Source organism: Mesorhizobium sp. MC2-1-1, assembly GCF_057597255.1.
Map to the genome: position 1 here is coordinate 1,938,634 of NZ_CP195205.1, position 26,027 is coordinate 1,964,660.

At 62.7% G+C, this 26,027-nt stretch carries 26 protein-coding genes and 3 pseudogenes; 14 read left to right on the forward strand and 15 right to left on the reverse strand.

Annotated features, from left to right (window positions below; genetic code table 11):
- The first annotated feature begins 41 nt into the window (after window positions 1–41).
- From ACR64R_RS09770 to ACR64R_RS09785, 4 genes and pseudogenes are all read left to right on the forward strand, one after another.
- Entirely contained in the window at window positions 42–1,019 is a 978-nt protein-coding gene (locus tag ACR64R_RS09770; protein ID WP_487361437.1) for an SIR2 family protein, read from the forward strand.
- Window positions 1,020–1,058: 39 nt separating this feature from the next.
- A pseudogene (locus tag ACR64R_RS09775) lies at window positions 1,059–1,429 on the forward strand (VOC family protein).
- Window positions 1,430–1,750: 321 nt separating this feature from the next.
- Window positions 1,751–2,812, forward strand: a complete 1,062-nt coding sequence (locus tag ACR64R_RS09780; RefSeq protein WP_487361438.1) for an aromatic ring-hydroxylating oxygenase subunit alpha — start codon at window positions 1,751–1,753, stop codon at window positions 2,810–2,812.
- 349 nt (window positions 2,813–3,161) lie between these two features.
- The gene (locus ACR64R_RS09785) at window positions 3,162–3,614 is read left to right on the forward strand and encodes a pyridoxamine 5'-phosphate oxidase family protein (protein WP_487361439.1); all 453 of its coding nucleotides are present in this window, start codon (window positions 3,162–3,164) and stop codon (window positions 3,612–3,614) included.
- A 235-nt stretch (window positions 3,615–3,849) separates the two neighbouring features.
- On the opposite strand, the pseudogene ACR64R_RS09790 reads toward ACR64R_RS09785, so the two are convergent.
- Together ACR64R_RS09790 and ACR64R_RS09795 are read right to left on the reverse strand one after the other, a co-directional pair.
- Window positions 3,850–4,704: pseudogene (locus ACR64R_RS09790) on the reverse strand (glycoside hydrolase family 25 protein); the annotation flags it as partial.
- Between the two features lie 128 nt (window positions 4,705–4,832).
- A pseudogene (locus tag ACR64R_RS09795) lies at window positions 4,833–4,971 on the reverse strand (glycoside hydrolase family 25 protein); the annotation flags it as partial.
- Between the two features lie 274 nt (window positions 4,972–5,245).
- Here ACR64R_RS09795 and ACR64R_RS09800 point away from each other — a divergent pair.
- The 3 genes from ACR64R_RS09800 (at window position 5,246) to ACR64R_RS09810 (ending at window position 7,953) form a co-directional block, all read left to right on the forward strand.
- On the forward strand, window positions 5,246–6,208 hold the full coding sequence (locus tag ACR64R_RS09800; protein ID WP_487361440.1) for a DUF1402 family protein: 963 nt from the start codon (window positions 5,246–5,248) through the stop codon (window positions 6,206–6,208).
- 12 nt (window positions 6,209–6,220) lie between these two features.
- A complete protein-coding gene (locus ACR64R_RS09805; protein WP_487361441.1) occupies window positions 6,221–6,862 on the forward strand; it encodes a DedA family protein in 642 nt (213 codons plus the stop codon).
- Between the two features lie 119 nt (window positions 6,863–6,981).
- Window positions 6,982–7,953, forward strand: coding sequence for a Tim44 domain-containing protein (locus ACR64R_RS09810; RefSeq protein ID WP_487361442.1), 972 nt, complete (start codon window positions 6,982–6,984; stop codon window positions 7,951–7,953).
- A gap of 28 nt (window positions 7,954–7,981) precedes the next feature.
- On the opposite strand, the gene ACR64R_RS09815 is transcribed toward ACR64R_RS09810, so the two are convergent.
- From ACR64R_RS09815 to ACR64R_RS09825, 3 genes are all read right to left on the reverse strand, one after another.
- The gene (locus ACR64R_RS09815) at window positions 7,982–8,767 is read right to left on the reverse strand and encodes a phosphodiester glycosidase family protein (protein WP_487361443.1); all 786 of its coding nucleotides are present in this window, start codon (window positions 8,765–8,767) and stop codon (window positions 7,982–7,984) included.
- Window positions 8,768–8,848: 81 nt separating this feature from the next.
- The gene (locus tag ACR64R_RS09820; RefSeq protein WP_487361444.1) at window positions 8,849–9,469 is read right to left on the reverse strand and encodes a hypothetical protein; all 621 of its coding nucleotides are present in this window, start codon (window positions 9,467–9,469) and stop codon (window positions 8,849–8,851) included.
- Window positions 9,457–10,329 (reverse strand): undecaprenyl-diphosphate phosphatase, encoded by an 873-nt coding sequence (locus ACR64R_RS09825; RefSeq protein ID WP_487361445.1) that lies wholly within the window; start codon window positions 10,327–10,329, stop codon window positions 9,457–9,459. Before ACR64R_RS09825 ends, ACR64R_RS09820 begins: the two co-directional genes overlap by 13 nt.
- 205 nt (window positions 10,330–10,534) lie before the next feature.
- Between ACR64R_RS09825 and ACR64R_RS09830 the strand changes: the two genes are divergently transcribed.
- Window positions 10,535–11,467: a hypothetical protein gene (locus tag ACR64R_RS09830; protein ID WP_487361446.1), complete on the forward strand. Its 933-nt coding sequence runs from the start codon at window positions 10,535–10,537 to the stop codon at window positions 11,465–11,467.
- A 62-nt stretch (window positions 11,468–11,529) separates the two neighbouring features.
- Here ACR64R_RS09830 and ACR64R_RS09835 read toward each other — a convergent pair whose 3' ends face one another.
- The 3 genes from ACR64R_RS09835 to ACR64R_RS09845 all read right to left on the reverse strand — a co-directional run bounded on the left by ACR64R_RS09835 (window position 11,530) and on the right by ACR64R_RS09845 (window position 12,791).
- Window positions 11,530–11,742: a hypothetical protein gene (locus ACR64R_RS09835; RefSeq protein WP_487361447.1), complete on the reverse strand. Its 213-nt coding sequence runs from the start codon at window positions 11,740–11,742 to the stop codon at window positions 11,530–11,532.
- Between the two features lie 287 nt (window positions 11,743–12,029).
- Complete coding sequence (locus ACR64R_RS09840) at window positions 12,030–12,425, reverse strand: GFA family protein (protein WP_487361448.1); 396 nt, start codon at window positions 12,423–12,425, stop codon at window positions 12,030–12,032.
- A gap of 117 nt (window positions 12,426–12,542) precedes the next feature.
- Complete coding sequence (locus ACR64R_RS09845) at window positions 12,543–12,791, reverse strand: ParB N-terminal domain-containing protein (protein ID WP_140647477.1); 249 nt, start codon at window positions 12,789–12,791, stop codon at window positions 12,543–12,545.
- Window positions 12,792–12,939: 148 nt separating this feature from the next.
- On the opposite strand from ACR64R_RS09845, the gene ACR64R_RS09850 reads away from it, so the two are divergent.
- Genes ACR64R_RS09850 through ACR64R_RS09865 form a run of 4 tightly spaced genes read left to right on the forward strand, consistent with a single transcriptional unit; the run spans window position 12,940 to window position 17,502 of the window.
- A complete protein-coding gene (locus tag ACR64R_RS09850; RefSeq protein WP_487361449.1) occupies window positions 12,940–14,580 on the forward strand; it encodes a N,N-dimethylformamidase beta subunit family domain-containing protein in 1,641 nt (546 codons plus the stop codon).
- Window position 14,581: 1 nt separating this feature from the next.
- Window positions 14,582–15,964: an aminotransferase family protein gene (locus ACR64R_RS09855; protein ID WP_487361450.1), complete on the forward strand. Its 1,383-nt coding sequence runs from the start codon at window positions 14,582–14,584 to the stop codon at window positions 15,962–15,964.
- A 12-nt stretch (window positions 15,965–15,976) separates the two neighbouring features.
- Window positions 15,977–16,471, forward strand: coding sequence for an N-acetyltransferase family protein (locus tag ACR64R_RS09860; RefSeq protein WP_487361451.1), 495 nt, complete (start codon window positions 15,977–15,979; stop codon window positions 16,469–16,471).
- Window positions 16,472–16,473: 2 nt separating this feature from the next.
- Window positions 16,474–17,502, forward strand: coding sequence for a histone deacetylase family protein (locus ACR64R_RS09865; protein WP_487361452.1), 1,029 nt, complete (start codon window positions 16,474–16,476; stop codon window positions 17,500–17,502).
- Window positions 17,503–17,508: 6 nt separating this feature from the next.
- Here the strand turns inward: ACR64R_RS09865 and ACR64R_RS09870 are convergent, their stop codons facing one another.
- The 3 genes from ACR64R_RS09870 to ACR64R_RS09880 form a co-directional block, all read right to left on the reverse strand.
- The gene (locus ACR64R_RS09870) at window positions 17,509–18,777 is read right to left on the reverse strand and encodes a cysteine desulfurase-like protein (RefSeq protein ID WP_487361453.1); all 1,269 of its coding nucleotides are present in this window, start codon (window positions 18,775–18,777) and stop codon (window positions 17,509–17,511) included.
- Window positions 18,778–18,810: 33 nt separating this feature from the next.
- A complete protein-coding gene (locus ACR64R_RS09875) occupies window positions 18,811–19,878 on the reverse strand; it encodes an aldo/keto reductase (protein WP_487361454.1) in 1,068 nt (355 codons plus the stop codon).
- Between the two features lie 111 nt (window positions 19,879–19,989).
- Window positions 19,990–20,526: a hypothetical protein gene (locus ACR64R_RS09880; protein WP_487361455.1), complete on the reverse strand. Its 537-nt coding sequence runs from the start codon at window positions 20,524–20,526 to the stop codon at window positions 19,990–19,992.
- A gap of 320 nt (window positions 20,527–20,846) precedes the next feature.
- Between ACR64R_RS09880 and ACR64R_RS09885 the strand changes: the two genes are divergently transcribed.
- Complete coding sequence (locus tag ACR64R_RS09885; RefSeq protein ID WP_487361456.1) at window positions 20,847–21,011, forward strand: YjiS-like domain-containing protein; 165 nt, start codon at window positions 20,847–20,849, stop codon at window positions 21,009–21,011.
- Between the two features lie 59 nt (window positions 21,012–21,070).
- Here ACR64R_RS09885 and ACR64R_RS09890 read toward each other — a convergent pair whose 3' ends face one another.
- Window positions 21,071–21,577 (reverse strand): DUF1993 domain-containing protein, encoded by a 507-nt coding sequence (locus ACR64R_RS09890; protein WP_487361457.1) that lies wholly within the window; start codon window positions 21,575–21,577, stop codon window positions 21,071–21,073.
- Between the two features lie 141 nt (window positions 21,578–21,718).
- On the opposite strand from ACR64R_RS09890, the gene ACR64R_RS09895 reads away from it, so the two are divergent.
- The gene (locus tag ACR64R_RS09895) at window positions 21,719–22,768 is read left to right on the forward strand and encodes a DUF1176 domain-containing protein (protein ID WP_487361458.1); all 1,050 of its coding nucleotides are present in this window, start codon (window positions 21,719–21,721) and stop codon (window positions 22,766–22,768) included.
- 15 nt (window positions 22,769–22,783) lie between these two features.
- Here the strand turns inward: ACR64R_RS09895 and ACR64R_RS09900 are convergent, their stop codons facing one another.
- The 3 genes from ACR64R_RS09900 to ACR64R_RS09910 are packed head-to-tail and all read right to left on the reverse strand — an operon-like array spanning window position 22,784 to window position 26,022.
- Complete coding sequence (locus ACR64R_RS09900) at window positions 22,784–23,671, reverse strand: alpha/beta hydrolase (protein ID WP_487361459.1); 888 nt, start codon at window positions 23,669–23,671, stop codon at window positions 22,784–22,786.
- Window positions 23,672–23,704: 33 nt separating this feature from the next.
- Entirely contained in the window at window positions 23,705–25,321 is a 1,617-nt protein-coding gene (locus ACR64R_RS09905) for an NTP transferase domain-containing protein (RefSeq protein WP_487361460.1), read from the reverse strand.
- On the reverse strand, window positions 25,318–26,022 hold the full coding sequence (locus ACR64R_RS09910) for an XdhC family protein (RefSeq protein ID WP_487361461.1): 705 nt from the start codon (window positions 26,020–26,022) through the stop codon (window positions 25,318–25,320). The genes ACR64R_RS09905 and ACR64R_RS09910 overlap by 4 nt, the downstream gene beginning before the upstream one ends.
- Window positions 26,023–26,027: the final 5 nt, after the last annotated feature.

The window sequence follows — 26,027 nt, forward strand, 5'->3', positions numbered from 1 at the left end:
TGCCGATGACAAATTTTCATCGCGCAATTCGGCCACTTCACATGATTTCAGATGTGGTAACGACAAACTGGGATGACTTTTTTGAAATTGAGGCCGGCCTAGAGCCTTTCGTATATGATCAAGACCTTGCCTTTGTCGACAGCTCAAGGCGGAGAGTAATAAAAATCCACGGATCAATTACGAACTATGGATCAATAGTTGCTACGGAGGAGGACTACTCCCAATCACTTAAGCGCCTTAAAAGCGGGGCCATCGGCGCGTATTTGAAAAATCTAATTGCATCAAAGACAATAGTCTACATTGGCTATTCGCTCAGGGACCCAAACTATCTGAAGCTCGTTCAATCCATGATCAAGATCATGGGGCCATTCGCCAGATCTTCGTATTATGTGTCGCCGAAGATAGACCACGCCCATCTAAATGGCACCAAATTAAATTTGATACCCGTAGAGACGGATGGAGCTTTTTTTCTTGAACAGTTTCGGCTTCACTACAATTCACAGAACGAAACCAGAAAAATATTAAATGAGTCTGCGTTTGATAATTGCGAGAACTTCTTGTATGATCTGAATGAATACCACTCATACACAGAAGAAATATTTATTGAGACCAAAAACAAACTTCTCATACTAGCACTATCGTACCAGGACGGCCTTCAAGATGCATTGATGCGCATCAAAGATCAGCGCTCAAGCGGAGAGTATTATAGCCATGACCGCGTACATTCCCTTATACATGGATACGAACAAAAGATCGATAAATACATATCTGAAAATAACTACTGGGATGCATGCTACTGCCGTGGCTATCAAAATGGATTGATCTTGCTAATTTCAGATAGCGATGGCGCTGGACCTCCATTTGTCGACCTTATTTTTGACGAAACGATAGACACCACTCCGAAAGTTATGCGGTTTCCACGCAAGAAAATACCACAGTCGATTCTCGATGAGATTCATAGTATATTCCCTAAACTAGAGGGATCTGACCTCATCCCCGAGCATATGCCGTACGTGTAAGCATATGCCGTCGCCGGTTGAGTTCAAATCGCCGAAACTATGATCGACCACATCACCATCGAAGTGACCGACATCGACAAGAGCAAGCTCTTCTACGAACAGGCTTTCGCGCCATTGGGCTACAGCCTCGCCTTCGGCAAGGAGGGCATCTTCTGGGCCTTCGATGTCGGAAATGGCTGCCTGTTCGAGATCCAGGGAAAGGACTAGAAGCCGCCCCTCGCCCATCTGCATGTCGCCTTCCGGGTGAAGAGCAAGGCCGAGGTCGATGCGTTCCATCGCGCGGCGCTCGATGCGGGCGCGGCGGACGATGGCGCGCCGGCCCGCGGCCGGATTATGCGGAAAATTACTACGCCTGCTTCGTGCTCGATCCCGACGGCTACAATATCGAGGCGACGATCAACGCGGCTTAGTGCGGCGGCGCCCCTTCGCTTCGTCATTTCAGGGCGGAGTAAAGAGCGAAGCGAGGCGGCGCAGACTTTGAAGATGCTACCGGAAAAGTATCCGCCGCGGCCCGGGCGAGACGTCGGCCTGGAACCTGTGCTGTGGTTAAGGCATCCGACATGTTGATCGCGGTCGACAACCAGGTCGGCGAATTGGAAATGAACCGCAAACTCCAGTAAATCTGCATTAGAGCAAAATTGCCCGCCGGCTTACAGGCCGTGCGCAGCAGAGCCAACTCCCTTGCGATATCGCCCCGCCTACGACAGGATTGCTGCAACTGGAGGTTAGCCATGACGCCGGATAGCTTGCGACTCGACCACCCGCCGCTCGACACTCCGCCCGTGCAATACCTGAACCTGGACCCGTCGCTTTATGTCCGCGATGATATCTGGCAGCAGGAACGGGGCAACATTTTCGCGCACACTTGGCAATTCATGGGGCCCGTCGCCTCGGTCGCGACGTCCGGTCAATACCTTGCCATCGACATCGCCGGGACGCCGGTCTTCGCCATCCGGGGCCGGGACGGGACCTTGCGCGGATTTAAGAACGTCTGCCGCCACCGGGGGGCGAAACTTCTGGCCGATGGCGCGGGCAAATGTGGGCTGGTCGTTTGTCCCTATCACAAATGGTCCTTTGCCGACACCGGACGGCTGGTGCGGGCCCCATGGTATGGCAAGGATCCCGCGATCATCGCCGAAGACTGGCCGCTGGAGACGGTGCAGTTGTCCGAATGGCGCGGGCTGCTCTTCGCGGCGCTCGACCCGAAGGAAAGTCTTCTGGATCAACTTGGTTCTCTGCCCGCCGAACTGGCGGACGAGCCGTTGGAGACCTATGCCGCCACCGATCAGGCCACTGTCAGTTTTGCGGCGAACTGGAAAATCTACACCGACAATTTCGTCGAAGGCTACCACATCCCTGGCACGCATCCCTCGTTCTACGCTGCCATCGACTTCGAAGCTTTCCAGACCACCGCCCATCCCGGTTATGTCCGGATGACCGCACCGCCGAGAGACGGCCTGTTCTATCGCGGCAAATGGCTTTGGATGTGGCCGAACTGGACGCTGTCGCTTTTCGATGGCGGCATGAACGTTAGCCGGATCAACCCGACCTCACCGCATCACACAGACCAGCACTACCATTTCTTCTTTGCCGACACCTCTGACGAAGCATCCGAGAGCAGGGCGAAATCTGTGCAAGGCACCCTGGCCGTGGTGCGCGAGGACTACACCATCTGCGCCGATACGCATCTCAACTATGCCGCAGGGGCCTATAGCTCCGGCCCGCTCTCGGGACGGCATGAGCGGGGAGTGCAGTATTTCCAGGAACGGGTCGCTGCGGCCCTGGGGCTGTGACCGCTCTGGCGTCCTTGTCCTCCGGCAACTGCTCCGGCTCGGTGCCGGCACAAGAGCGGCCAAGCCGAGGATGAGCGTCGCCGCAATCGGAGCTCTCTCGATGCGGAGACCAAATCGGCGAACGCGGCTTTGAAGACCAAGTTTAGCGGGCGCTCTTACCGGCCGGACCCTTTACGGCTAAAACTCATTGTGTCGGCGTTCAAGCCACACGGGCATGAAAAGCGATAGCGATGCTGCTTCTATTCGAAGCCGCGAGATGCGCCGCGGCTCATTCGTTGACGCACATCAAAGCCACGCAATCCACGATCCCATACCGTTGCCGCCGTCAGCCATGACTTCGGAGGTGAAGATGGACAAGGAGATCAAGGACAAGATCCAGAAGTTGCTGGACCAGCATCGGATCATGACGGTTGCTACGCTGAGGCCGGACGGCTGGCCGCAAGCGACGACCGTCGGCTATGTCAATGACGGCCTTACCCTCTATTTCCTCTGCGGCCTGGACAGCCAGAAGGCTGCGAATATCGCGCGGGACGATCGCCTGTCGCTGACGATCGACCACGACGCGCCGCAAGTGATGGAGATCACCGGGCTTTCCATGGCCGCGCGGGCGCAGCCGGTCACCGACAAGGCCGAGGCGGAAAAGGTATTGCGGATGCTGCCGATGAAATATCCGCCGCAGTCCTCGCTGCCCGGTCCGATGCCGACGCCGGACCAGGTCCGCATCTTCCGTGTGATACCTTCCGTGATTTCCGTGCTGGACTACTCGAAGGGGTTTGGCCACACGGATCTGGTCACCTGCTGAGCGGAACGGCCGCGCTCTGATTGATCGATCGCTTGATCCAGGTCAAGGCAATGCCGTCATGCTCGTTGTCTCCTGGGTTGTTCTTTCCCAGGAGATGGAAATGCCCACAGAGAGCCTGATCGTCGTCACCGCCGTCCTGGCCTACTTCGCGTCCTTCATGGGCGTGCTTGCCTATGTGACAATGGTCGAATCGCGACATCTGCCGCGGAGATAGTCGAGGCGATCCGAAAGCGCGTCAGTCGGCGTCGGCCACCATCTGCCCTCCGCCGCCCAGCCAGGCGCGCCATTGCCGCTCGTCGCCATGGAAGACGTTGAGGTCGATGCGACCCGTCACGCCGTGCGACAGGCCGGAGCCTGAATACTGCCAGAACAGCCACTTGCGTCCCGGATAGACCTTTGACGGATGCGCCGCCACCGCGCGCAGCCAGAAGGGATAGTTCTGGAAGGCGCCCTGCAGGTTGTCGCGGTAGAAATCGGGACTGGTGTAGATGATGGGACGCTGGCCGTAATGGCGCTCCAGCTTGTCCATGAACACCTGCATCTTCTCCAGCACCTTTTCGCGCGAAGGCCTGCGCTTGCAGGAGGAGTCGCCGTTCCACTCGACGTCGATGACAGGAGGCAGCGCGCCATCCATTTTCGGCACGTTGCGGATGAACCAGTCGGCCTGCTCGCCGGCGGTGCGGCACCAGTAGAAGAAATGATAGGCGCCGCGCTTCAGCCCGGCGGCGTCGGCATTGCGCCAGTTCTTCATGAACATCGGATCGAGATGGTCGCCGCCATCCGTCGCCTTGATATAGGCGAAATTGGCGCCCTGGGCGCGCAGCTTCCCCCAATTGATGTCGCCCTGCCAGCGCGAGACGTCGACGCCGTGCACCGCAAGGTGACGCGGTGAGGAACGACCGAAATTGATCGGCTTGGCGTCGCGGAAGGCATAGCGGGTAACCGGACCGGCAAGCATCGCAGGCGCCGCGCGCGACAGCCGCTTCGGCGGCGAGACGAGGGCCGCCTCCTGTACGGGCGGATCGACGCTGTCAGGCAAATCCGGCGCGGGAAAGTTCACCGTCTCCTCTTCGGCGAGGCTAAAGGGGCGCGAAGCCGCGTCGGTGCCATTCGCATTGGCCTCGTCAAGCAGCGCGGCTGGCGGCTTGATGCGTGCCATGCCCGACATCGACGCCGTCTGGACGGTCTTCTCTGTCTGGACAGTCCGCACGCCCTTCGACACCGGCGCGCTAGGCCGCACGACCGAGCTCGTCGTCTCATTTGACGGCATCTGCAAGGCATCGACGCCCGAGGTGGACGAGCAGCCGGCAAGGCAAAGCGCTGCGAGCACGAAACTGACGACGCCGGAAATCCGCATCATTGACCTGTACGCAAAACAAAACAGACCGAAGGCAGGAACAGCGCCGCCGGACAATCAGGCCTTTCCTAATGAGAAATTACCAACAAAGTTTGAATCAAAATTTACTTTTGGCCTGTGGCAGCTATCGAATCGGTGTGTCTCCCTCACCTCGCCCGGCGTCGATTCGACAGCGGGCATGCCTCTCCCGCCTTCGCCCCGCTTGACACTTTGCGGCCTCATGGCGTGAGACAAGACACCCCGTCCGTTCTCGATTTGAAGGCGCCAACCAAAAATGGCCCGCTTATTTCAGCTCTTCCTGCTTCTTGCCTGCCTTGTCGGCACTCCGGCGGCGCATGCGGAGAAGCTGATCGTGGTGCCGCCCGGCAACCGCTTTGAAACACAGCCGCCCATTCCAAGCGCATCGGCGAACCGCACGGCTGCCTTCAAGACAACCTATGAGGAAAAATACCAAAAGATCGTCGCGCTGCTGAAGCACGAGGCGAAGCTCAGGGCGCATATCAAGCAGGTCGCCGCCGTCTACGGGATCGATCCGATCCATATCGTCGGCGCGCTCATCGGCGAACACACCTACAACGTCACCGCGGTCGGCTCGGTGCAGACCTATTACGTCAAGGCGCTGTCCTACTCCGGCCTCGATTTCGCGTTCCGCTACAAGGGCGTGCGCGTGCAGGATTTCGTCAAGCGCCCGGAATTCGCCGATTGCGAGAACGCCAAAGGCAGCGCGGCGCTGTGGAGCTGCCGCGACATGGTCTGGATGCAGCATTTCAGGGGCAAGACCGTGGACGGCGTTTCCTATGAACCCTTGACCTTCCAGCAGGCGTTCTTCCAGCCCTTTTTCGCTGGCCAGACCTTCGGGCTCGGCCAGATCAGCCCGCTGACCGCACTCGAGGTCACCGACCTCGTCAACAGGGTAAGCGGTTACGACAAGCTGACCCCGGACAACCCGCAGGCCATCTACCGGGACGTGATGGATCCGGACCGCAGCGTCGTCTACATCGCGGCCATCGTGCATGACGCGATCGAAGCCTACAGGGAGCAGGGCTTCGACATATCGGGCAACCCAGGCATCACGGCCACGCTCTATAATGTCGGCCAGCCAAGACGGCGGGCAGCGGAGCTGCGCGCCGCAGTCGCGAGCGGCGCGAGCGAAAAGCTGCCTGTCGAGAACTATTATGGCTGGCTCGTCAACCACAAGCTCGACGAGTTGAGAAGCGTGCTGGACAGCGGCAGCTAAGGCGCCGTTTCGATGGAGAGCTTCGTCGACCAGTGCGTCCGTCTCATCGAGGCGCACCAGGCCTGGGCCGGGGTCGTCGTCGGACTGCTGGCGTTCGGCGAGTCGCTGATCCTGATCGGCATTCTCCTGCCGGGCACCACCGTGCTGGTGATCGTCGGAGGCCTCGTCGGCGCCGGGCTCATCCAGCCGCTGCCGGTCGTCCTCGCGGCGATCATCGGAGCCACGCTGGGTGACATCGTCTCCTACTATCTCGGCATTTGGCTAGGACGCGGCGTCGTCCACAAATGGCCGCTCAACCGCCACCGTCGCGAAATTGCCCGCGCGCGGCTGTTTTTCCGGCGCTACGGCTTCGCGGCGATATTCGTTGGGCGTTTCTTCGGACCGATACGGGCCACCGTGCCCCTGGTCGCGGGCATGATGGGCATGAACCGAGCCCGTTTCCAGCTCGCCAACATATTATCGGCACTGATCTGGGCGCCGGCCATTCTCATGCCGGGATGGCTGGCGGCCAAGGGCGCCGGCGAACTCATCCATTTCAATTCGGCGAACATCCTGCTGTTTGCGGCGATAGTGATCGTCGCGACGATCATCGCGGCCTTGGTCGGCATGAGGCTGCTGGCCCGCGGCGGCAGGCGCGGCCGCAACCAACCCTAGGGCGATTCTGGCCCGGTCGCCGATGGAATGTGCAAGCAGGGACTAAACCTCGCTCGCCCTGCACCCCATATACGGGCCTGCAGCAATTGAAGCGCGGCGTATCCAAGGGATTGTCCTTAATGTCGAACTCTCGAACGATCAAAATCGCCTCGATCCTCATGATCGTGCTGATGGCGCTTGGGACGGTCTCCATCGCTCCCGCCGAAGCGCGCATGGGAGGGAGTTTCGGCAGCCGTGGCAGCCGTACCTACCAGGCTCCCGCACCGACAAGGACCGCCCCCTACACGGCGCCCGTGACGCGCTCGATGACGCCCCAAACCACCCAGTCCATCCCGTCGACGCAGGCGTTTCCCGGCGCCTCGCGGCCCGGATTCTGGAGCGGCTTCGGTGGTGGTTTTGTCGGCGGCCTCGTAGGTGGACTGTTCTTCCAGGGCCTTTTCGGCATGATGCTTGGCCACGGTTTTGGCGGCATAGGCGGCGGTCTGAGCTTCGTGCTCCAGCTGTTGCTGATCGGCGGCCTCGTGATGCTGGCGATGCGGTTCCTCAATCGCGGCAGTGCCGCGCCGGCCAACATGCGAAGCGGCGCCATCCCGTTCGGACGGCAGGACTGGGGGCGCGCGCCGTCCAGCTTCGCGACCCCGACCGCGGGCTTCGGCTCCGCCGGAGGATCCGGCGCGGATGAAATCGGCATTACGGACGCCGATCGCGACGCTTTCGAGCGAATTCTCGGCGAGGTGCAGTCTGCCTTCACCCGTGAGGACCACCAGGGTTTGCGCCGGCTCACGACCCCTGAAATGGTCTCATATCTCTCGGAGGAACTGGCGGACAACGCGACCCACGGGCTCAAGAACGAGGTGACGAACCTGCAGTTGCTGAACGGCGAAGTGGCGGAGGCATGGCGGGAAGGCCCGCGCGATTACGCCACGGTCGCGATGCGTTGGTCGGCGGTAGACATCATGCGCAACCGCCAGACCGGCGCCGTCGAGAAGGGCGATCCCAACAATCCAGTCGAAGCAACCGAGTTGTGGACCTTCACTCGCCAGGCTGGACAGCCATGGCTGCTGTCCGCGATCCAGGATGCGTCCGGCTAAGGCAAGGCTCAACGCAAAGGCGCGTTGATCAGCGCCTGAACACGCCGATCATCGGTCCGAGATTCCAGAAATCGTCGTTGCGGCCGATCCCTGGCGCATAGAGGCTCGAAATGGAGCCGTCGAGGAAAAGCGCGTTCGGGCAGCCAAGTCGGTCGCGGAACAGCCGCGCGAACTCGTGAAAGGTCACCACATCGTCCGAGATCGCGAAGACCACGACGCCGTCGGCGCGCACGCCGACACCGTCGCGGATCTTTCGCGAGGTGCCGTCGGAACGGAATTTCGGATGCAGCTTGCCGTCGATGACCAGCATTGGTCCCGACTGAGTGGCGTAATCGACGCGCGGCGGACGCGTCTGGTAGTCCTTGGTGGCGCGAACGCCGGCCTTGCCGGCACCGAGGTAGAAGATGCCGTTGGGCTGCATGGAGAAATTGCCGGTCCCCGACCCGGTCCTGGCCGGCGTGACCTGTTCGCCGCGTTCCACATAGAGCCCGACCGGCGAAAGGTTGGGATGATACATGCCGGCATTGATGCCGAAGAGCATGGTGCGCCCCGCCGCCTGCTGCGCGTTGCGCAGATTGTGCAGCGATCGGTAGAAGTCGCCTTGATCGTTCTTCCAGAACAGCTCGATGGAAAAATGCCTGGGATCGGTCTCGCAGACCAGATACGTCGCGTTCTCGAAAACCTGGTTGCGGCACGGTGGCAGCGCCGCCAGCCATTGGCCAAGGCCCATCCCGGCGCCGACGGTGGCGGGTACAGCCGATTTCACCAGCGCGGCCAGCAACGGCAACGAGTTCAGCAATGTCGAAAGATCCATGGGCACACCAATAGCCGAACAGGCCTGTGACGCGAACCTTCAATCGCTTGCGTCGATTTCCGCCCACCCTGCGCAAGATTGTCAGGAGGCCGGAATACCCGGGTCCTGAAGCAGGTAGAAGACGCTTTTGGGATTGAAGTCGGTGACGAGGAAATCGAAGGCCGCCTGATGGCCTGTGTCCACGTGGCCATCGAGAAACAGAAGGCGATCGAAAGGTTCGAGCTGGCGGTTATATCGTTCGAACCTGTCGGATGAGATGAAGTCCGACGGAGTATGGGACTGGTCGAAAGACAGGCCGTCACCGAACACGCTTGGCTGATCGAGTATCGACTGAAGCTCGAACATGAAATCCACCCAGGGGTGTCCGCTGTCGTTGAGCGCCACGATCCGCAGATAGAGGATTCCTTCCGTGAAATTGGCTGTCGGTTGTCGCGCGCGGATCGTCAGAATAACGGGGTCGGCCGACTCCAATTCCTCGCCGAGAACAACCGGATCGGATCTTGTTCCCGTGCCCGAAACGGATCGGATTAGAAAGCCGCCAAGTTCGTCGGAGAAAGAATACTGGCCGGCTTGCCATTGACCGCCCGGGCCATTTGCGTTTGCCATCGGCATCACAAGAACCAGACAGGAGAGAAATCCTGCGAGGCGGCGCACGCCGCCTGCGCGAGCCGCCGGCAATACCAGGTCCGCTAGGACAGCCATCCTGTCGCAACGCCGATCAGCAGCACCACCCCGAGCAGGCCGCGATAGATGACGAAGGGCCAGGCGGAGAAGCGTTCGAGCACCCGCATCAGCCCCCAGATGGCGAAGAAGGCCGAGATCGATGCTACGACGAGGCCGACAGCCAGGACCGACCAGCCATGCGCGTCGAGATGTACCTTGTGCAATTCCCAAAGCTCCTTGAGCCCGGCCAGCGCGATGGCCGGCAAGCCGAGCAGGAATGACAGGCGCGCCGCCTCCGGCCGGGCGAAGCCCAACCCCATAGCCGCCGTCAGCGTCGAGCCCGACCGCGAGACGCCCGGAATGAGTGCGCCGACCTGGGCTACGCCGACCAGAAGTGCGTCGAGGATCGACGCTTGGCGCAGCATGAGCTTGTGGCTGGCGAAGATCTCGGCCAGCGCCAAAAGGATCGCCATGGCGATACAGGCCCAGCCTATCACCGCAAGACTGCGCAGTGGCGAGTTGCAGGCGTTGAGCACGCCGGAAAGCGCGAGGCCCGCAATGACGATCGGGACGGTGGCAAGCACGATGCTGACGGCGAGACGGAAATAGCGGTCGCCGAAATCGCGGCGGGTGATCGCCGAGATTGATCCGAACAGCACGTCCCTGACGTCGCTCCAGAAATAGCTGAGCACCGCCGCCAGCGCCGCCAGTTGCATGGCGGCCGAGAAGGCCGATCCGGGATCCTGCCAGCCGAGCACCGCCGGCACGATGCGCATATGCGCCGTTGACGAGATCGGCAGCAATTCGGTGATGCCTTGCACGATGCCCAGAAATGCCACCTTGGCATACCCCAGGCTGACAAAGCCGGTATCCAACCCTTGAGTGCAGACGTCGGTCATCTCAACCCTTTTCCCTGCGCCTCGGGCTTTCTCCGAGGCAAAAGTGAATCGTCATCCGAAAAGCCCCTCGAGGACAGGCTTAGCCTCACGATGGCGTGATTCCAACTCACGGATTTGTAAGAGGCCGCTAATCCCGGTTGACAACAGGCGGCGCCATATTATCATCCGCTAATCTTACGCCGTAAGGCAAATGGGGAAACGCAACATGTCGACCACCGCGCTCTCGGAACTGCAGCCCCTGGCGCCGCCGCGAAAGCATGTTCCGGAGATCGCGATCGAGGAGGTGTCACGCGATTTCAGCCGCGCCATCGAGCGCGCCGAAGTCGCTGCCTGGCTCGACCTCTACGAAGCCGCGCCCGGGGATTTCGCGGCACGGCATGGGCTGTCGATCGCGAGCGACGGCGATCTGGTTTGGACCATATGCACGACGATCCCGTTCATCCACTTCAACTGCGTGAAGAATATCGGCGTCGACGGCCCAGCCTCGGAGGCTCAGCTCGATGCGCTCCTCGCGCGCTACCGCGAAGCCGGAATCATGCGGCCGTGGTTCTATGCCAATCCACACACCGAGCCGTCGCGGCTGCGGTGCTGGCTGGAAGCGCGCGGCCTGCAGCACCAGGGCGGCTGGGAGCGCATCTATCGCGACGCGACGCAACTGCCGGACGAACCGCTTTTCCCGGCCGATCCGCTTATCCCTGTTGGTGATCCGGTGGTCGAGGAGGTCACACATAGGACAGCTTCCGAGTGGGCATCCTTCATCGATACGAAGTACAGGCTGCCCACCTCTCCCTGGCTCAAGGCGCTCGTCGGCCGCAAGGGCTGGCATCACTACATGCTGAGGCGCAGAGGCGCGGTGGAAGCGGTGCGCTCGCTCTTCATCGGTCCTGACGGCGCAGCCTGGAGCGGCATCGACGCTCCGGTGCCCGGGATCATGGCGCCGAGCTTCGATCTCGATGCCATGCTTGGGGAAAGGCTGGTTCGCGACGGGATCGCCGCCGGCGCGAAACTCTTTGTCGCCGACATCGAGGCGCCGCGCCCCGATCGCGATGGGCCGGCCTATCGCAACTACGCCCGGCTCGGCTTCAAGCTCGCCTATTCACGCAGTCACTACACTTACCTGCCCGCGCATTCGAGCTGACCCGCGGCTGTTGTCCCGCGCTGTTCCTGTAGGAAAACCGCCACGCATGTTCCCAGTCAGCGTCAGCGGTGCAGCCACTGCTTCAGACAGCTTCTAGCCACCACATGCGGCGGGGGCACAGAGGCCCGATCGATGCGGGAATCATCGCCAGCCTTGCCGCGAGCCTTTTCCAGAAGCAAGCGAAGCTCGTCCGGGCGCACATGATCGCGCGCCATCACGAGTTGGATCATCGGATCGTTCAAAAGCTCGTCCAGGGTGTTGATGCTCTCGCACATCCGTCGCCTCCTCGATGCCTGCCCGCATGGCGCTCAGATAGGCAGCCAAAGATGGCCCGCCAATGACGCTTTGCCGGCTATCTCGCGCATCGACGATGAAATTTTTGTGCAGGCCTGCGTCGCGATGACTCAGCCCACGGGAAGCCGGGTTATGTTTAGATTAAGGTCAGGCCGCGCCAAAATGGGGGGTTCCGAGAACCGGAGCGGAGCGTACTTAGCGTAAGTGAGCACCGGAAGCGCAGGAAGCCGCCATTTGGAGGCCGGCATCACGTGAATATCAATAGGCCTTAAGCCGGCGGCGCGCCTTCATACTGCGGCAGGCCGTCGTCAAGCATCACCCAGGGCTGCTTCGAGGCGGTCCAGAAATGCATGTCGGGCTTGAACAGCGACGGGTCGTCGAGCGAACCGGAGGTGACTCCGAGGATGCCTCTGGAGTCGCGCCGTGAAAACATCGTCGTGCCGCACACCGGGCAGAAGCCGCGCTGAAGGTCGGGCGTGGAATTGATCGTCGCCACCGGCCCTTCGATCGTCACGTCGTCGATGCGGAACAGGAGGCGGGCGTTGAAGGCCGCGCCGATTGCCCGCTGGCAGATCCGGCAATGGCAGACCCGTTCATTAACCGGCTCGACCTCGGCCCTATAGCGCACCGCGCCGCACAGGCATCCGCCCTCATATTTCGCCATGGCAAGCTTCCTGCTCCTAAAGTAGGCGCACGGTATTAGCCGCCACGGCAGCGTCAATCAAAAAGCTTTGATGGGAAGCGATCGGTAACGCTGATGCCGGAGGCCCGGAGGTCAGGATCAGTGGCGCTTGGCCTGGACGAGATAGGCGTCGATCGTGGTTTCGCCCAGCCACTTCGCGGCTTCGAGCCTGTGCAGGCCCTCGACCAGGACATGGCGCTTGCCGTCGTGCCGCACCTGGATCGGCGTCTTCATGCCGTTTTCGAGGATGTCCTCCGCGAGATGGCGCACGGTCTCGGGGTGCAGTGTCTTGCGCCGCGCCGTCGGCACGTAGATGTCGTCGACCTTGACTTTTTGTACCCGCAGCATGTCGGCTCCCGGCGTTGGAACATCGCCTCAGGATGAAGTAGCCCGTTTGCCGGGTATCGCCAAGCGGAAGCGCGCTGGCCCGATGCTTTCCATTTGACGCTTGGCCGGCCGATGGTCTCAATGGCGGCCTCGTGACCTCAGGTGTTCCTTGACGCAACTGCCCACCGAATTTCCCGATTTCGGGCTGACGCCCGAGCAGCGCCGTGAAGCGGTGCGCGGCCATTACTATGAATGGCCCGGAATGGATGGCTCGAACGGCGAAATCTGGTGCTACAGCGACCGCTTTTCCTATTGTCCGGGCGGGACGGTGACGCTTTTCGTCAGTTCGACCGCGCCGCAATTCCGTCTCGTCATCATCCGCGACGGCGGCAGCGAAACCAAGGTCTTCGAAAAGACCGGCCTGTCGGCGCGCTGGCAGGACACGCCCGACCAGTGCTCGGTCGAAGGCTGCGGCTGGGAAGCCGCATTCGAATTCCGCATCGGCGAAGACTGGCCGTCCGGCGCCTATCGCGTGACGCTTTCGGCCGATGGGCGGGACGGCAGACCGATCCAAAGCCACCATCTCTTCATCGTTGCGCCTTTGCCGCGCCGCAGGTCTGGCAGCCTGCTGCAGATCGCCGCGACCGGCACCTGGACCGCCTACAACACCTGGGGCGGCTCAAACCACTATCAGGGCATCACCGGCCCGAACCGCGACCAGTACGCAACGACGGTGTCGACGCAGCGCCCCTGGTGCCGCGGCTTCGTCGTCCTGCCGAAGGAGGCGCCGCGCGTGCCGCTGGAAGTCGCGGTGCCGCCGAAGACCGTGCCGCGCTATCCGCACATGGAATGGGCCTTCGCCACCGGACATTCGAAGAAATATGCCTCATCCGGCTGGGCGAGCTATGACAGCCATTTCTTCCGCTTCGCCGAACGCGCCGGCTATCAGGTCGATCTCGCCAGCCAGCACGAGTTGCATTTCTCACCAGACATCCTCGAAGGCTATGACTGCGTCGTCTTCACCGGCCATGACGAATACTGGACATGGGAGATGCGCGACGCGGTCGACGATTATATCGAGCGCGGTGGGCATGCGGCGCGCTTCGCCGGCAATTTCATGTGGCAGACCAGGCTGGAAGACCAAGGCCGCCGCCAGGTCTGCTACAAATACAAGGCGCGCGCGGAAGACCCCGCCTATCGGGGCGGCGACGTCACCCGCGCCACCAATTCCTGGGAAGCGCCCGAGATCGGCCGTCCGGGCAGCGCCACTTTCGGCCTCAATGCGACACGAGGCGTCTATGCCGGCTGGGGCGGTTGCGCGCCGCGCGGCGTGCGCGGTTTTCCCGTCTACCGGCCCGAGCACTGGGCCTTCGCGGGCACCGGCATCTATTATGGCGACTTGCTCGGCGCCGACAGCCATGTCTATGGCTATGAGGTCGACGGCCTCGATTTCGAGATTCGCGGCGGCCTGCCCTACCCGACCGCGCAGAGCGGCGCGCCGGACGGCCTCCAGGTGCTGGCCGTCGGCATGGCGAGCCAGGTCGAGGAGAGTGCCGATATTCCGATCGAGGACCAGTTCCTCACCGACGAGGACGGCCGCTTTACCGCCGAGACCCTGTTCGGCGAAGCGAGCGACGCCAACCTTGAGAAGGTCAAGCGCGGCAACGGCATGATCGTCAATTTCCCACGCGGCAAGGGCGAGGTGTTTCACGCCGGAAGCTGCGAATGGGTCGCTGGCCTGCTAAGGCAGGACGCGATGGTCGAACGCGTAACCAGAAATGTTCTCGACCGCTATCTGGGAAAGTCCTGACATGCTGAAGTCCGAAGCCAAGCCCTCGCCCGAAATCGATGCACGGCCGCCGTCGCATCTGTTCTACCTCTCCAGCCTGCGCCGGCCGCTCGTCGACCGCGCCGAGGGGATCTATTTCTGGACCAGGGACGGTCGCCGTTTCATCGATGGCTCAAGCGGGCCGATGGTCGCCAATATCGGCCATTCGAACCGCAACGTGCTGGACGCGATGAAGCGCCAGATGGACAAGACCACCTTCGCGTACCGCCTGCATTTCGAGAACGAGCCGGCGGAAGAGCTGGCGCGGGAGCTGGCCGGCAAGTTGCCTGAAGGCATGGACCGCATTTTCTTCGTTTCCGGCGGCTCGGAAGCGACCGAATCCTGCATCAAGCTCGCCCGCCAATGGGCGGTCGCCACCGGCCAGCCCGAGCGCTGGAAGGTGATCACGCGTTTCCCCTCCTATCATGGCGGCACGCTGGGCTCGCTTTCCGTCACCGGCGACGACGCTCTGGCCGAGAGTTTTACTCCGATGATGCGGGTGATGCCGACTATTCCGGCGCCGACCGCATGGCGCGATCGCGACAACCTGTCGATGGAGCAGCGCGGCATCCGCTACGCCGACATGCTAGAGGAAAAGATCCAGTCCGAAGGCCCGGAAAGTGTCTTGGCCTTCATCATGGAGCCGGTCGGTGGCGCCGCGACGGCAGCCCTCGTCGCGCCCGACAGCTACTATCCGCGCATCCGCGAGATCTGCGACCGCTACGGCATCCTGCTCATCCATGACGAGGTGATGAGCGGCGCCGGGCGCACCGGCAAGTTCCTCGGCGGCGACCACTGGAACTGCAAACCGGATATCGTCGCGCTGTCGAAGGGCCTGGGTTCGGGCTACGCGCCGCTCGGCGCGCTTGCCGCGCCCATGCGCCTGGTCGAGCCGCTGCTTGCCTCGGGCGGCTTCCAGCATGGCCACACCTATGCCGGCAATCCGCTCGCCTGCGCCGCCGGGCTTGCCGTGCTTGGCGAGATGGACCGGCTTGAGCTCATCGCCAACGCCGCCGCGATGGGCGACGTGCTGATGGCGGAGTTGAAGGGCTTGCAAAAGCGCTTCCCCTTCATCGCCGACGTGCGCGGCAAGGGCCTGCTCACCGGCGCCGAGATGGTCGCCGATCCGGAGACGCTGAAGCCGATCGACCCGGCTATGAAAGCGACGCAGCGCCTGCTCGATCACGCCTATGCGCGAGGCCTGATCATCTATGGCCGCAAGGTCAAGGGCGGCGTCGACGGCGACAATTTCATGGTGGCGCCACCGATGATCATCACGCGGGAGCAGATCGGCGAGATGATCGCCATCATCGGCGACTCGCTGGAGGCGCTGGCGCAAGAACTCGATTTGCCGGTGGAAGGCTGAGAAGGTGTTTTGATGCCGGCACCGGTCACCCTCCGCCCCGGCCGGATCGAGGACGTCGAAACGATCCATGCCGCGCTGCTCAAGCTCGGCGCCCATATCGGCGCGTCAAAGGACATCCAATCAACCGCCGAAGACCTTCGCCGCTACGGTTTCGGCGACAGCCCCGCCTTCTCGACCTTGATCGCCGAGATCGACGGCGAATTTGCCGGGCTTTGCCTGTATTTCCCGATCTTCTCGACCTGGATGGGCCGTCCGGGCGTGTATGTGCAGGACCTCTATGTCGAAGACCGTTTTCGCGGCCGCCGGGTCGGCGAAAGACTGCTGCGACAGGTAGCGAAGGAGTGCCTCGCGGCCGGCGGCATCTATCTGAGGCTCTCCGTCGACACGGACAATGAAACGGCCAGGGCCTTCTATGAGAAGCTGGGCATCGGCTGGTCGAGTTACGAACAGGTACACAAGATCGTCGGCGACGCCTTTTTCGCCTTTGCCGATACGCCGCAGGAGTGACAATGAAAGCCTTCTATGCCGAGGAGCAGAAACACCATGATCCGAAAGCTTTCCTTTCCAGCGGCGCACCGCAGCCCAACCCGGAAAAGCCGGAGCGGATCCAAAGATTGTTAGCCGGCGCGCGATCTGCTGGCTTGACGGTCGAACGGCCGAAGAGGCATGGCCTTGGCCCGGTCGCGGCGGTGCATACGCCTGAATATCTGGACTTCCTCGAGCACATTTTTTCGCGCTGGCAACGTATCGAAGGCGCATCCGCAGAGGTCATTCCCAACATCCACCCAATCGCCCGCGACGGTTCCTATCCGGCCTCGGCGGTCGGCCAGGCCGGCTATCACATGGCCGACACCGCCTGCCCGATCTCGGCCGAAACCTGGGACAGTGCGCTGTGGAGCGCCTGGAGCGCGGTGGAGGCCGCAGAAGCGGTGATGGCCGGCGCGCCTTCGGCCTATGCGCTCTGCCGCCCGCCGGGCCATCACGCCTTCGCCGATGTCGCCGGCGGCTTCTGCTTCATCAACAATTCGGCCGTCGTGGCGCAGGTGCTGCGAAGGCAAGCCGCGCGCGTCGCCATTCTCGATGTCGACCTGCACCATGGCAACGGCACGCAAGGCATCTTCTACGCCCGTCCCGATGTGCTTACCGTCTCGCTGCATGCCGATCCGGTCCGCTTCTATCCGTTCTTCTGGGGGCATGCCGACGAGCGCGGCGAAGGCCCCGGCCTCGGTTACAATCTCAACCTGCCGCTGGCGCGCAAATCCGGCGACGTGGCCTTTCTTGAGGCATTGTCGACGGCCTTCCGGCGCATCCGCGCCTTCGCGCCGGAGGCGCTGGTGGTTGCGCTTGGCCTTGACGCTTTCGAGGGCGACCCGTTCGGCGGCCTGTCGGTGACGACGCCAGGCTTCTCGCGCATCGGCGAAGCGATCGCCGGGCTCGGCCTGCCGACGGTTATCGTCCAGGAAGGCGGCTATCTCTGCGATGCGCTGGGCGACAACCTCACCGCTTTTCTGACCGGCTTCGGCGGCAAGCAGCGGTAAGCAGATTCAAGGCCGCTGCTGCCGCAGCATCGCGATCACGCGATGCACGCTTTCAAGCGTCTCCTCGATCTCCGCCGACGTGTTGTAATGCGCGATGCCGATGCGCACGACACCCTGCTCGGCCGGGATGCCGAGTTGGTGGACGATCTCCCACGCGTAATTATGACCCGACCAGAGAAAGATATTTTCGGCGTTCATCTGCCGCACGATCGTTTCCGGCATTATGCCTTCGACTGTGAAAGACACCGTCGGCACACGCTCGGCAAGGCGCGTAGGATCGGTGATGCCGCGAATGATCAGGCCCTCGATATCGGACAGGCCTTCGATCAGTTGCCGGGCCAGCGCGTTCTCGTAGGCGATCGATACCTCGAACGCCTTTGCGATCCGCCGCCGTCGCGAGCCGGCCTCACCGGCCGCCGCGCCGAGATCGGCGAAATAATCGACGGCCGCCGTCAGCCCGGCCATCAGTTCGATCTGCGGCGTGCCCAATTCGAACCGCTCCGGCAGCCCGTTTGAAGAGCAGCGGCATTTGTAGGGCTTTAGCCCGTCGATGACGTCGCGGCGCCCCCACAATATCCCCATATGCGGACCGAAGAACTTGTAAGCGGAGCAGATCAGGAAATCGCAGCCGAGCGCCTGAACGTCGATCAGCCCATGCGGCGCGAATTGCACGGCGTCGACATAGACCAGCGCCCCGGCCTGCCTTGCGATCGCCGTCAGCGCCTGCACCCGGTTGATCGAGCCGGTGAGGTTCGAGGCATAGTTCAGCGCGACGAGCCGCGTCTTGTCCGAAAGCAGTGCCTGAAGCGCCGCCTCTTCCACCTGCCAGCTCCGCTGGTCGAACGGCAGGAAGCGCACGACGAGGCCGAGATCCTCGGCAAGCTGCAGCCAGGGCGAGACGTTGCCCTCGTGATCCATGCGCGTGACGATGATCTCGTCGCCCGGCTTCATCGTGCGGCCCAGCGTGCGCGACATGTGGTAGGTCAGCGTCGTCATGTTGGCGCCGATGACGATCTCCTCGACGCTTGAAGCATTGAGGAAATCGGCCATCGCGGCATGCGCGTCGTCGACCACCTGCTGAGCCGCGACTGTCGTTTCGAAGAAACCGCCCAGATTGGCGTTGGTGTTGAGCAGGCAGCGCGATACGGCATCCGCCACGGCCTGCGGCACCTGCGTGCCGGCGGGATTGTCCAGATAGATGCGCCGATGCCCTTTGTCGGTCAGCGAAAGCGCCGGAAATCTGCCGCGCACGGCCTCGATCGGAAAACTCGCCATCGTCTCCATCCCTTTGTTTCTTGCCCTACCCGATCAGGGGCACGGATTGCCGACGCGCTGGTGTACGGCATCGACCGCTTTCTGCATCTCCTCCGTCCAGGCGACGTCGGCTGAAGACAGCGCCATCTCAAGCTGCGCGATGGTTGTTGCGCCCACGATGTTCGCGGTCACGAAAGGTCGGCTCGCGACAAAGGCGTTTGCGAAAAGCGCCGGCTCCATGCCGAAGGAGCGCGCCAGCTCGGTGTATTCGAGCAGCACTTCCGCCGCATTCGGCGTCTCGTAGCGCTGGCCGCGGTTGAAGAGCTGGGAGCGCGAGCCCTGCGGCCGCGCGCCATGATTGTATTTACCAGTGAGATAGCCCTGCGCCAGCGGCGAATAGGGGAGAAAAGCGATCTCCTCGCGCGCGCAGACCTCGGCAAGGTTCACCTCGAACGTGCGGTTGACGAGGCTATAGGCATTCTGCAGCGAGGCGACGCGCGGACCCGTGCCCTTTTCGGCCTCGAAGACGAAGCGCATGACACCCCAGGAGCTTTCGTTCGAGAGGCCGAGATGGCGGATCTTGCCTGTCTTCACCAGTTCGTCGAAGACGGCGAGCGTTTCGGCAATCGGCGTCTCGTCTCCGGGAGCGCCTGCCGCATCCGCGCGACGCGCCACCGCCCCGACGCGCGTCGGGTTGGAGCCCCAGGGAATGTCCCGGTCCGGCCAGTGTATCTGATAGAGGTCGATATAGTCGGTGCCGAGCTTGGCCAGCGATTTCTCGACCGCATCGAAAATATCGGCGCGCACCAGCTTCGACGGGCGGTCGCCGCGGAACCATGTATTGGCCGTGCGGCCGACCACTTTCGATGCAAGGATCACCTTGTCGCGGTTGCGGTTGGCCTTCATCCAACTGCCGATGATCTTCTCGGTCCGCCCTTGCGTCTCCGCCTTGGGCGGGATCGGGTAAAGCTCGGCCGTATCGATGAAATTGACGCCGCGCGAGAACGCCAGGTCCATCTGCGCATGGCCTTCGGCCTCCGTGTTCTGCTGACCCCACGTCATCGAGCCGAGGCAGATTTGCGAAACAAGGAGATCGGTCCGACCGAGGCGGCGTTTATGCATGAAATGTCTCCGGCGGGAGGTTGCGCGGAAAGCGCGGGGAGAAAGTTCAAGCATAAAGCACAGGCTTGAGTTTCTCCAAGCCCTCGTTCGCAACGACTTCTTGCGCGATTGCTAGCGCCGCGTGGCCGCCAAAGCGCGCCGCTTGGCCTCGTCGATCAGCATGTTGGCCACCTGCATGCGGACCATGGCGCGCTGGCGCAGATGCGGCGCGACCCGGTCCGGATGGTTGGAGAAAGCGAAATTGCGGCGGATGCGACCGAAATCGGCGTCCTTGGCCGGGCGGTCGAGGCCGAGTTCGCCTGCAATCGCTTCGGGATCGATCGGCGGCAGGCTCTCCTCCGGGCGGCGTTCTTCATCCGTAAGCGCAAGTTTCGCCTGGTCGAGAAGCGCGGCGAACTCTGCCGCAAGATCCGCGCCTTGTTCGCGATATTCGGCTGCAACGCTCTCGCCCGCCACCTTGATGCGGCCGGAATGCAATTCATCTGCCACGGACAGATAGTCGAAGGGGATGGATGGCCGGGCGCCCTCGTCCTCGCCTTTCTCCGAGGCGACGATCAGATCGTCGAGCAACGAAGCGAAATCGAGCTTGTTCCCGGTGCCGATCTCAGCCTCCCTGTCATGACGGCATGCGTTGATGCCAATGAACATAGGCCGCCCTCGTTAAAAATGACTTCTGGCGACGGTGACAATTGCAGGCATTTTGCCGGCCGGAACGCTGCAAACTACATCAAATAAAAAGCCGGACCGCCTTTTCAGGCAGTCCGGCAAGGTCGCCAGGAGTGGCGAGGAAAAAGCCAGCCATGTGCCGGCACCGTGCCTACGGTTGGACCTGCCGAAAAGTTTCACGCAAAACCGATCGGGGCGAGAAAATTCGCGCGGCATGGCAGCCATGCAATTGCTGCACTGCACAATTTTAACAGATCGCCTATATCTTGGGGTAGGGAGGGACCAACAGGGGCAACTGAGTCATGGGGTTCTTCACTGAAATGTTCGCGCGGCCGCGGCCGCAGGAACACCAGCGTTACCGCGCGGCGCTCGCGCTTCTGAACGCGATGAGCAATGCCGACCGTGCCGACATCGGCATAAAGCCAGCGGATTTTCCGCGCATCGCGCGCGAAATGGCGATCCGCTGAACTGCGCTGAAGCAAGAGGTTTCCCGGGATTGCCGGGAAACCTCCAAACCGTTCAAAAATCAGCGATTTCCGAGGAAAGTCTGCTTGCCGAGCGGCACGCCGTTGTGGCGCAGGATGTCGTAGGCGGTCGTGACGTGGAAGTAGAAATTCGGCATCGCTACATGCTGCAGGTACTGCAGGCCGGGCAACGTGACTTCGCGCCCACCGAGCCTTAACTCGACCGTCCAGTCTTCCGATCCCTCCAGGTCGGCCGCCGTAAACGTCGCCAGATGATCGAGCGTCTTGGCGATTCGGGCCTGCAACTCGGCAAAGCTCGCCTCATTGTCCTCGTACTTCGGCACCTCGCGGCCGGCGAGCCGCGACGGCGCGCCCTTGGCATGGTCGGTTGCGATCTGGACCTGCCTCGTCAGTGCGAACATGTCCGGCGCCAGCCGAGCGGTGAGGAACACCTGCGGATCGATCTTGCGTTCGCCGGCATTCTGCTCCGCCGCCGCCAGGATGCTGTCCAGCGCCTTTAGCCTGGCGGAAAACACGCCCACCGATATGTCGTACATGGAAATGGTCACGGGCAATCTCCCACGCGGCCCCAGCGCCGCGGGCCGTGACCTAGCGCCTCCCGCCACGATTCTTCAAGCGGCCATGCCCCTGGCGTCACCGCGCCGCCGCAATCGCCGTGGTAGTATTTTCGTGACCGAGCGGAGGATTCGATGAAAAGCGCCACTTTCGCAGCGACCGTCTTTTTCTCACTGGCCGGCTTCACGCATTCCGCGCCAGCGGCCGATGCGCCCTATATCGACGACAGGTCCAGCGCCGAGGCCGTCATCCGCTCGCTTTACAGCGCCATCAATCGCCACGAGTTCGCCCGCGCCTGGGGTTATTTCGGCGATACCAAGCCGGCAAAGGACTTCAACGCCTTCGTCAAGGGTTACGACGGCACCGGCAGCGTTGAGATCAAGACAGGCGCCGTGTCGGACGAAGGCGCGGCGGGCAGCATCTATTACAGTGTCCCGGTCGCCATCCAGGCGACAGACAAGAACGGCGACGCCAAGGTTTTCGCCGGCTGCTACACGGTCCGTCAGGTAAACGCTCAGATCCAGGAGCCGCCCTTCCAGCCGATCTTCATCGACAAAGGCGCGCTGAAGCCGTCGACCGAGGATTTCGACAGCGCCGTGCCGGCAAGCTGCGGCGACGGTCCGCCACCCCCAAAGAAGGATGAGGCGCTGGAACAGGCCAAGAAGGCATTCCTCGCCACCTATGGCGGGCAGTGCGACAAGCAGGATCCGGAAGGCAAGCCGATCGGCGAGCCCGAGGCCCATTCGATCCACTACAAGGACAAGGACGCCCAGCCCAGCGACCCGGAGCGCGAGACGCGACTGTTCCGCTTCTTCTGTTCGATGGCCGCCTACAACGAGACTGCGGTCTACTACATCGGCGACGACGTCAATGGCGTGACCCAGCTCCAGTTCACCGAGCCCGACCTGGACATCCGCTATGAGAACAACAACAGCGAAGGCAAGGTCCAATCGATCCACATCATCGGATTCAAGACCACCGGCTGGGCGACCAACTCGGACTATGACGACAACACCAAAACCATCACCACATCCGACAAATGGCGCGGTGTTGGCGATGCTTCGTCATCGGGAACCTACCTGTTCCGCAACGGCGACTTCTCGCTCGTCCAGTACGACGTCGATGCCTCCTATGATGGCGAGATAAATCCGCAGACGATCATCGACTACAACACGGCGCCTTGAGCGCCGGCAGAGAAATCAGGGCGCCTTCGCCAGCATCCAGTTCAGCGTGTCGCGCCAGTCGACCATGCGGATCGGCGTGCCATGAGTGCCGGTCTCGAAGCGGACAAAGCGGGTCGGATAAGACTTCCTGGCCAGGATCGAGCGGAAGAAGGCTTCCTGCTTCTCCACCGGGAAGACCACGTCATGGCTACCCTGGCCGAAGAACACCGGCACGCGGCGCTTGAACGCGAGACTGGTCAGGAAGCTGTCGTCCCATAACGACCCGAGCAGCAGCAGACCGTTGATGCGGGCGCCCGTATCCTTGCGCGCGGCAAGCTTCCAGCAGATCATCCCGCCCATCGAGCCGCAGGCGACGAAGATTTTCGCTCCCGGCGATTGCTGGGCGTAATGATCGATCAGCGCCGCGACCTGCGCAGCCCCCTTGTCGCCAAAATCGGGGAAGTCGGGCGAAAGATAAAGGCCGTTGTTGGCCGCCATCAGGTTCTTGATGCGGTTGAAATTGCCGCCGAACGTGAAGTCGTCGACGCCTTGCTTGCGGCTGCCGCCCTGCCCGTGCAGGTAGAGCACGATGATGGAAGCGCCTTCCGTCCTGCCCACCGCGACATGCCGGATATCGCCGGCATCGGTCTTCAGCATCAGATCCTGTTGCACCTTGCGCACGCCGGGATCGGTGTATTGCGCACGCACACGCTTTTCCGGCACCTCGTCGCGTTGGTTGATGTCGCGCATCTCGTGATAATCGAGCACGGTGTAGGCGCCATTGTCGCCGGTCGAGAGCGCTGCCGGATAGGCGAAGAGGTCGTCCTTGAAAGGCTTCAGCGAAAGGGTCTGCCCCTTGGCAGCCGAGAGGGACAGCGCTGTCGCGCAGATCAGGGCGAAGAAGAGCCGGAAACGGAAAGACATGCCGAGAGCCATGCGGAATTCGGCTCTGCTTTGTCAATCCTGCAGAACGCCGCCCGCCCCTTCCAGCGCCTCGCGCGTGTCGACATCGATCGAAGCACCCTGCCCGATCTCGACATCGATGACGTCGAGCCCCTCGGCCTCGACCAGGTGGCGCGCGCCGGTGTCGCCCTCGAGATGCGCGACGGCAGAAAACAGCGACCGCGGCAGCAGCACCGGATTGCCGCGCTTGCCCTGGTGCGAGGCGCGCACCACGGCGTGACCACCGGAGCGGCGGAATGAATCGATCAGGCTGTCGAGGTCCTTCGAAGAAACGCCAGGCATGTCGCCGAGCACGATCATGGCGCCGGCCGCGTCGGGCGCGACCCTGGCAATGCCCGCCTTCAACGACGACGCGAGGCCGTCGGCGAAATCGGGATTGTCCGCGAACGTCACGCCGAGGCCGGCAAGCGCGGAACGCACGCGCTCGCGCTGATGGCCCGTGACGACGATGGTGGTTGCGGCCTTCGAGCCCAGCGCCCGCCCGGCCGTGCGACGCACCAGCGGCTCGCCATCGAACAGCGCCAGAAGCTTGTTCGGCCCGCCCATGCGGCTCGACCGGCCGGCGGCCAGAAGCACGATATCAACCTTCAGCGCCGCCCTTGCCGGCCGCGGCGCCGGCTCGCGCGGCTGCGGCCTGGTCGGGATTTCCATCAAAAGCCCGCCGACGCCCATGCCGGCAATGTCGCCCGCCGTCACCTCGAGTCCGGCAATCAGGCGATCGAGCACCCAGTCGAAGCCGTTCTCCTTCGGGCTGCGAGCGCATCCCGGCGCGCCGACGACGCGCTTGCCGTCGAGCGTTCCGAGCACCAGGAGATTGCCAGGATCGACAGGCATGCCCGCGCGGATGACGGTACCGCCCGCCCGTTGGATCGCGGCCGGCACGACATCGGCGAAATCGCTCATCGCCGAGGCGCCGAAGATCACCACCATGTCATTGTCACGCGCCAGCTGGGTTGCGGCCGCCGCGACGGGGGCCACCTCATGCGGCGTGCGCCGCTCGGCCGTCAGCCGGCCGCCGAAACGCGCCAGCCGCGCCTCGGTGACACGCAGGGTCTTGTCCAGCACACTCGGCTTGACACCGGGAAGCACCGTCTGGATGACGCCGACAGTGATCGGCCGATAGGCGTTGACGGCAAATATCTCGCGGCCGGCGCAGATCTTCACCACGCTCTCCACCAGGCTTGCGGCGACGGCAAAGGGGATGATCTTGACCGTCGCCACCATCTGGCCCTTCTCGACCGGCGCATACTGCGCCAGCGTCGCGATGGTGATGGCCGGATCGACGCCGTTGATGGCGTCGATCATCGCGGCATCGACGGTAAAGACGCCTGAGGCGCCTGCATGCAGGTTCACCCGCCCGGTCGCGGCCGGCTTGACCTCGATGTTGCGGTGGCTCATGGCGGCGGCGATCTTTGCCGCGGCGGCATCTTCGCCGAGATCGCCCTCGGCAAGCACCGCCGCTACGACTCCGCGCACGCCGGCCGCCTTGAGCGCCGCGACATCCTCGCCGCTCAGCCGGTGCGCCTTGCGGAACCGTTTCTCGCCGGCCGCTGTCGCATGCGCCAGCACCGCCCCTTCAGCCTCGTCGATCGGAACCGGCCCAAATTTCACGCCACCACGCCTTTTGCTTCGAGACCGCGCGAGCGGAAGGCATGGATGGTCTGCGCAAGGACGGCGACCGCGATCTCGGCCGGGCTGGCGGCACCGATATCGAGGCCGATCGGCGCGTGGATGCGGGCGATCTGGTCGGCCCCGGCGCCGAGCGCGAGCAGGCGCTCGACACGCTTGGCGTGGGTCTTGCGGCTGCCGAGCGCCCCGACATAGAAGCACCTGGCATCGAGCGCCGCCTTCAGCGCGAGATCGTCGATCTTGGGGTCATGGGTCACGGCGGCAAGCGCGGTGTAGCTGTCGAGGGGGGCGCGCTTCAGCACATCCTCCGGCCATTCGGCATGCAGTGCGACGTCGGGAAAGCGCTCCGGAGTGGCGAAGGCGGTGCGCGGGTCGATGATCTCGACCGGATAGCCGGCGATCCTGGCCATCGGCGCCAGCGCCTGGCTGATATGCACGGCGCCGATCACCACGAAGCGTGGGCGCGGCAGATGCGCGTTGAGAAAGAAGGTACGCCCTTCCGCTTCCACAGACCTCGAATTGCCGGTGCGGAACGCGTTGGCGATCGCCGTTCCCAGATCGCCGGCCACTGGATCGCCCTCGCGCACGATGCGGTCGCGGCCATCGCCAAGGTCGGTGACCAGAACCGCGGCCCGGCGGGCGCGACGTTCCTCGTTCAAGGCCTTGAGAACATACGGATCCATGAATG

Bases quoted from the DNA above. Each gene is read 5' to 3' on its own strand.
- ACR64R_RS09825 (WP_487361445.1), bottom strand. From the start codon at position 10,329: ATGACCGACGTCTGCACTCAAGGGTTGGATACCGGCTTTGTCAGCCTG.
- ACR64R_RS09860 (WP_487361451.1), top strand. From the start codon at position 15,977: ATGCCGGCACCGGTCACCCTCCGCCCCGGCCGGATCGAGGACGTCGAA.
- ACR64R_RS09840 (WP_487361448.1), bottom strand. From the start codon at position 12,425: ATGGCGAAATATGAGGGCGGATGCCTGTGCGGCGCGGTGCGCTATAGG.
- ACR64R_RS09830 (WP_487361446.1), top strand. From the start codon at position 10,535: ATGTCGACCACCGCGCTCTCGGAACTGCAGCCCCTGGCGCCGCCGCGA.
- ACR64R_RS09810 (WP_487361442.1), top strand. From the start codon at position 6,982: ATGTCGAACTCTCGAACGATCAAAATCGCCTCGATCCTCATGATCGTG.
- ACR64R_RS09855 (WP_487361450.1), top strand. From the start codon at position 14,582: ATGCTGAAGTCCGAAGCCAAGCCCTCGCCCGAAATCGATGCACGGCCG.
- ACR64R_RS09835 (WP_487361447.1), bottom strand. From the start codon at position 11,742: ATGTGCGAGAGCATCAACACCCTGGACGAGCTTTTGAACGATCCGATG.
- ACR64R_RS09880 (WP_487361455.1), bottom strand. From the start codon at position 20,526: ATGTTCATTGGCATCAACGCATGCCGTCATGACAGGGAGGCTGAGATC.
- ACR64R_RS09870 (WP_487361453.1), bottom strand. From the start codon at position 18,777: ATGGCGAGTTTTCCGATCGAGGCCGTGCGCGGCAGATTTCCGGCGCTT.
- ACR64R_RS09895 (WP_487361458.1), top strand. From the start codon at position 21,719: ATGAAAAGCGCCACTTTCGCAGCGACCGTCTTTTTCTCACTGGCCGGC.
- ACR64R_RS09785 (WP_487361439.1), top strand. From the start codon at position 3,162: ATGGACAAGGAGATCAAGGACAAGATCCAGAAGTTGCTGGACCAGCAT.
- ACR64R_RS09900 (WP_487361459.1), bottom strand. From the start codon at position 23,671: ATGTCTTTCCGTTTCCGGCTCTTCTTCGCCCTGATCTGCGCGACAGCG.
- ACR64R_RS09885 (WP_487361456.1), top strand. From the start codon at position 20,847: ATGGGGTTCTTCACTGAAATGTTCGCGCGGCCGCGGCCGCAGGAACAC.
- ACR64R_RS09875 (WP_487361454.1), bottom strand. From the start codon at position 19,878: ATGCATAAACGCCGCCTCGGTCGGACCGATCTCCTTGTTTCGCAAATC.
- ACR64R_RS09845 (WP_140647477.1), bottom strand. From the start codon at position 12,791: ATGCTGCGGGTACAAAAAGTCAAGGTCGACGACATCTACGTGCCGACG.
- ACR64R_RS09770 (WP_487361437.1), top strand. From the start codon at position 42: ATGATTTCAGATGTGGTAACGACAAACTGGGATGACTTTTTTGAAATT.
- ACR64R_RS09780 (WP_487361438.1), top strand. From the start codon at position 1,751: ATGACGCCGGATAGCTTGCGACTCGACCACCCGCCGCTCGACACTCCG.
- ACR64R_RS09820 (WP_487361444.1), bottom strand. From the start codon at position 9,469: ATGGCTGTCCTAGCGGACCTGGTATTGCCGGCGGCTCGCGCAGGCGGC.
- ACR64R_RS09815 (WP_487361443.1), bottom strand. From the start codon at position 8,767: ATGGATCTTTCGACATTGCTGAACTCGTTGCCGTTGCTGGCCGCGCTG.
- ACR64R_RS09865 (WP_487361452.1), top strand. From the start codon at position 16,474: ATGAAAGCCTTCTATGCCGAGGAGCAGAAACACCATGATCCGAAAGCT.
- ACR64R_RS09800 (WP_487361440.1), top strand. From the start codon at position 5,246: ATGGCCCGCTTATTTCAGCTCTTCCTGCTTCTTGCCTGCCTTGTCGGC.
- ACR64R_RS09805 (WP_487361441.1), top strand. From the start codon at position 6,221: ATGGAGAGCTTCGTCGACCAGTGCGTCCGTCTCATCGAGGCGCACCAG.
- ACR64R_RS09910 (WP_487361461.1), bottom strand. From the start codon at position 26,022: ATGGATCCGTATGTTCTCAAGGCCTTGAACGAGGAACGTCGCGCCCGC.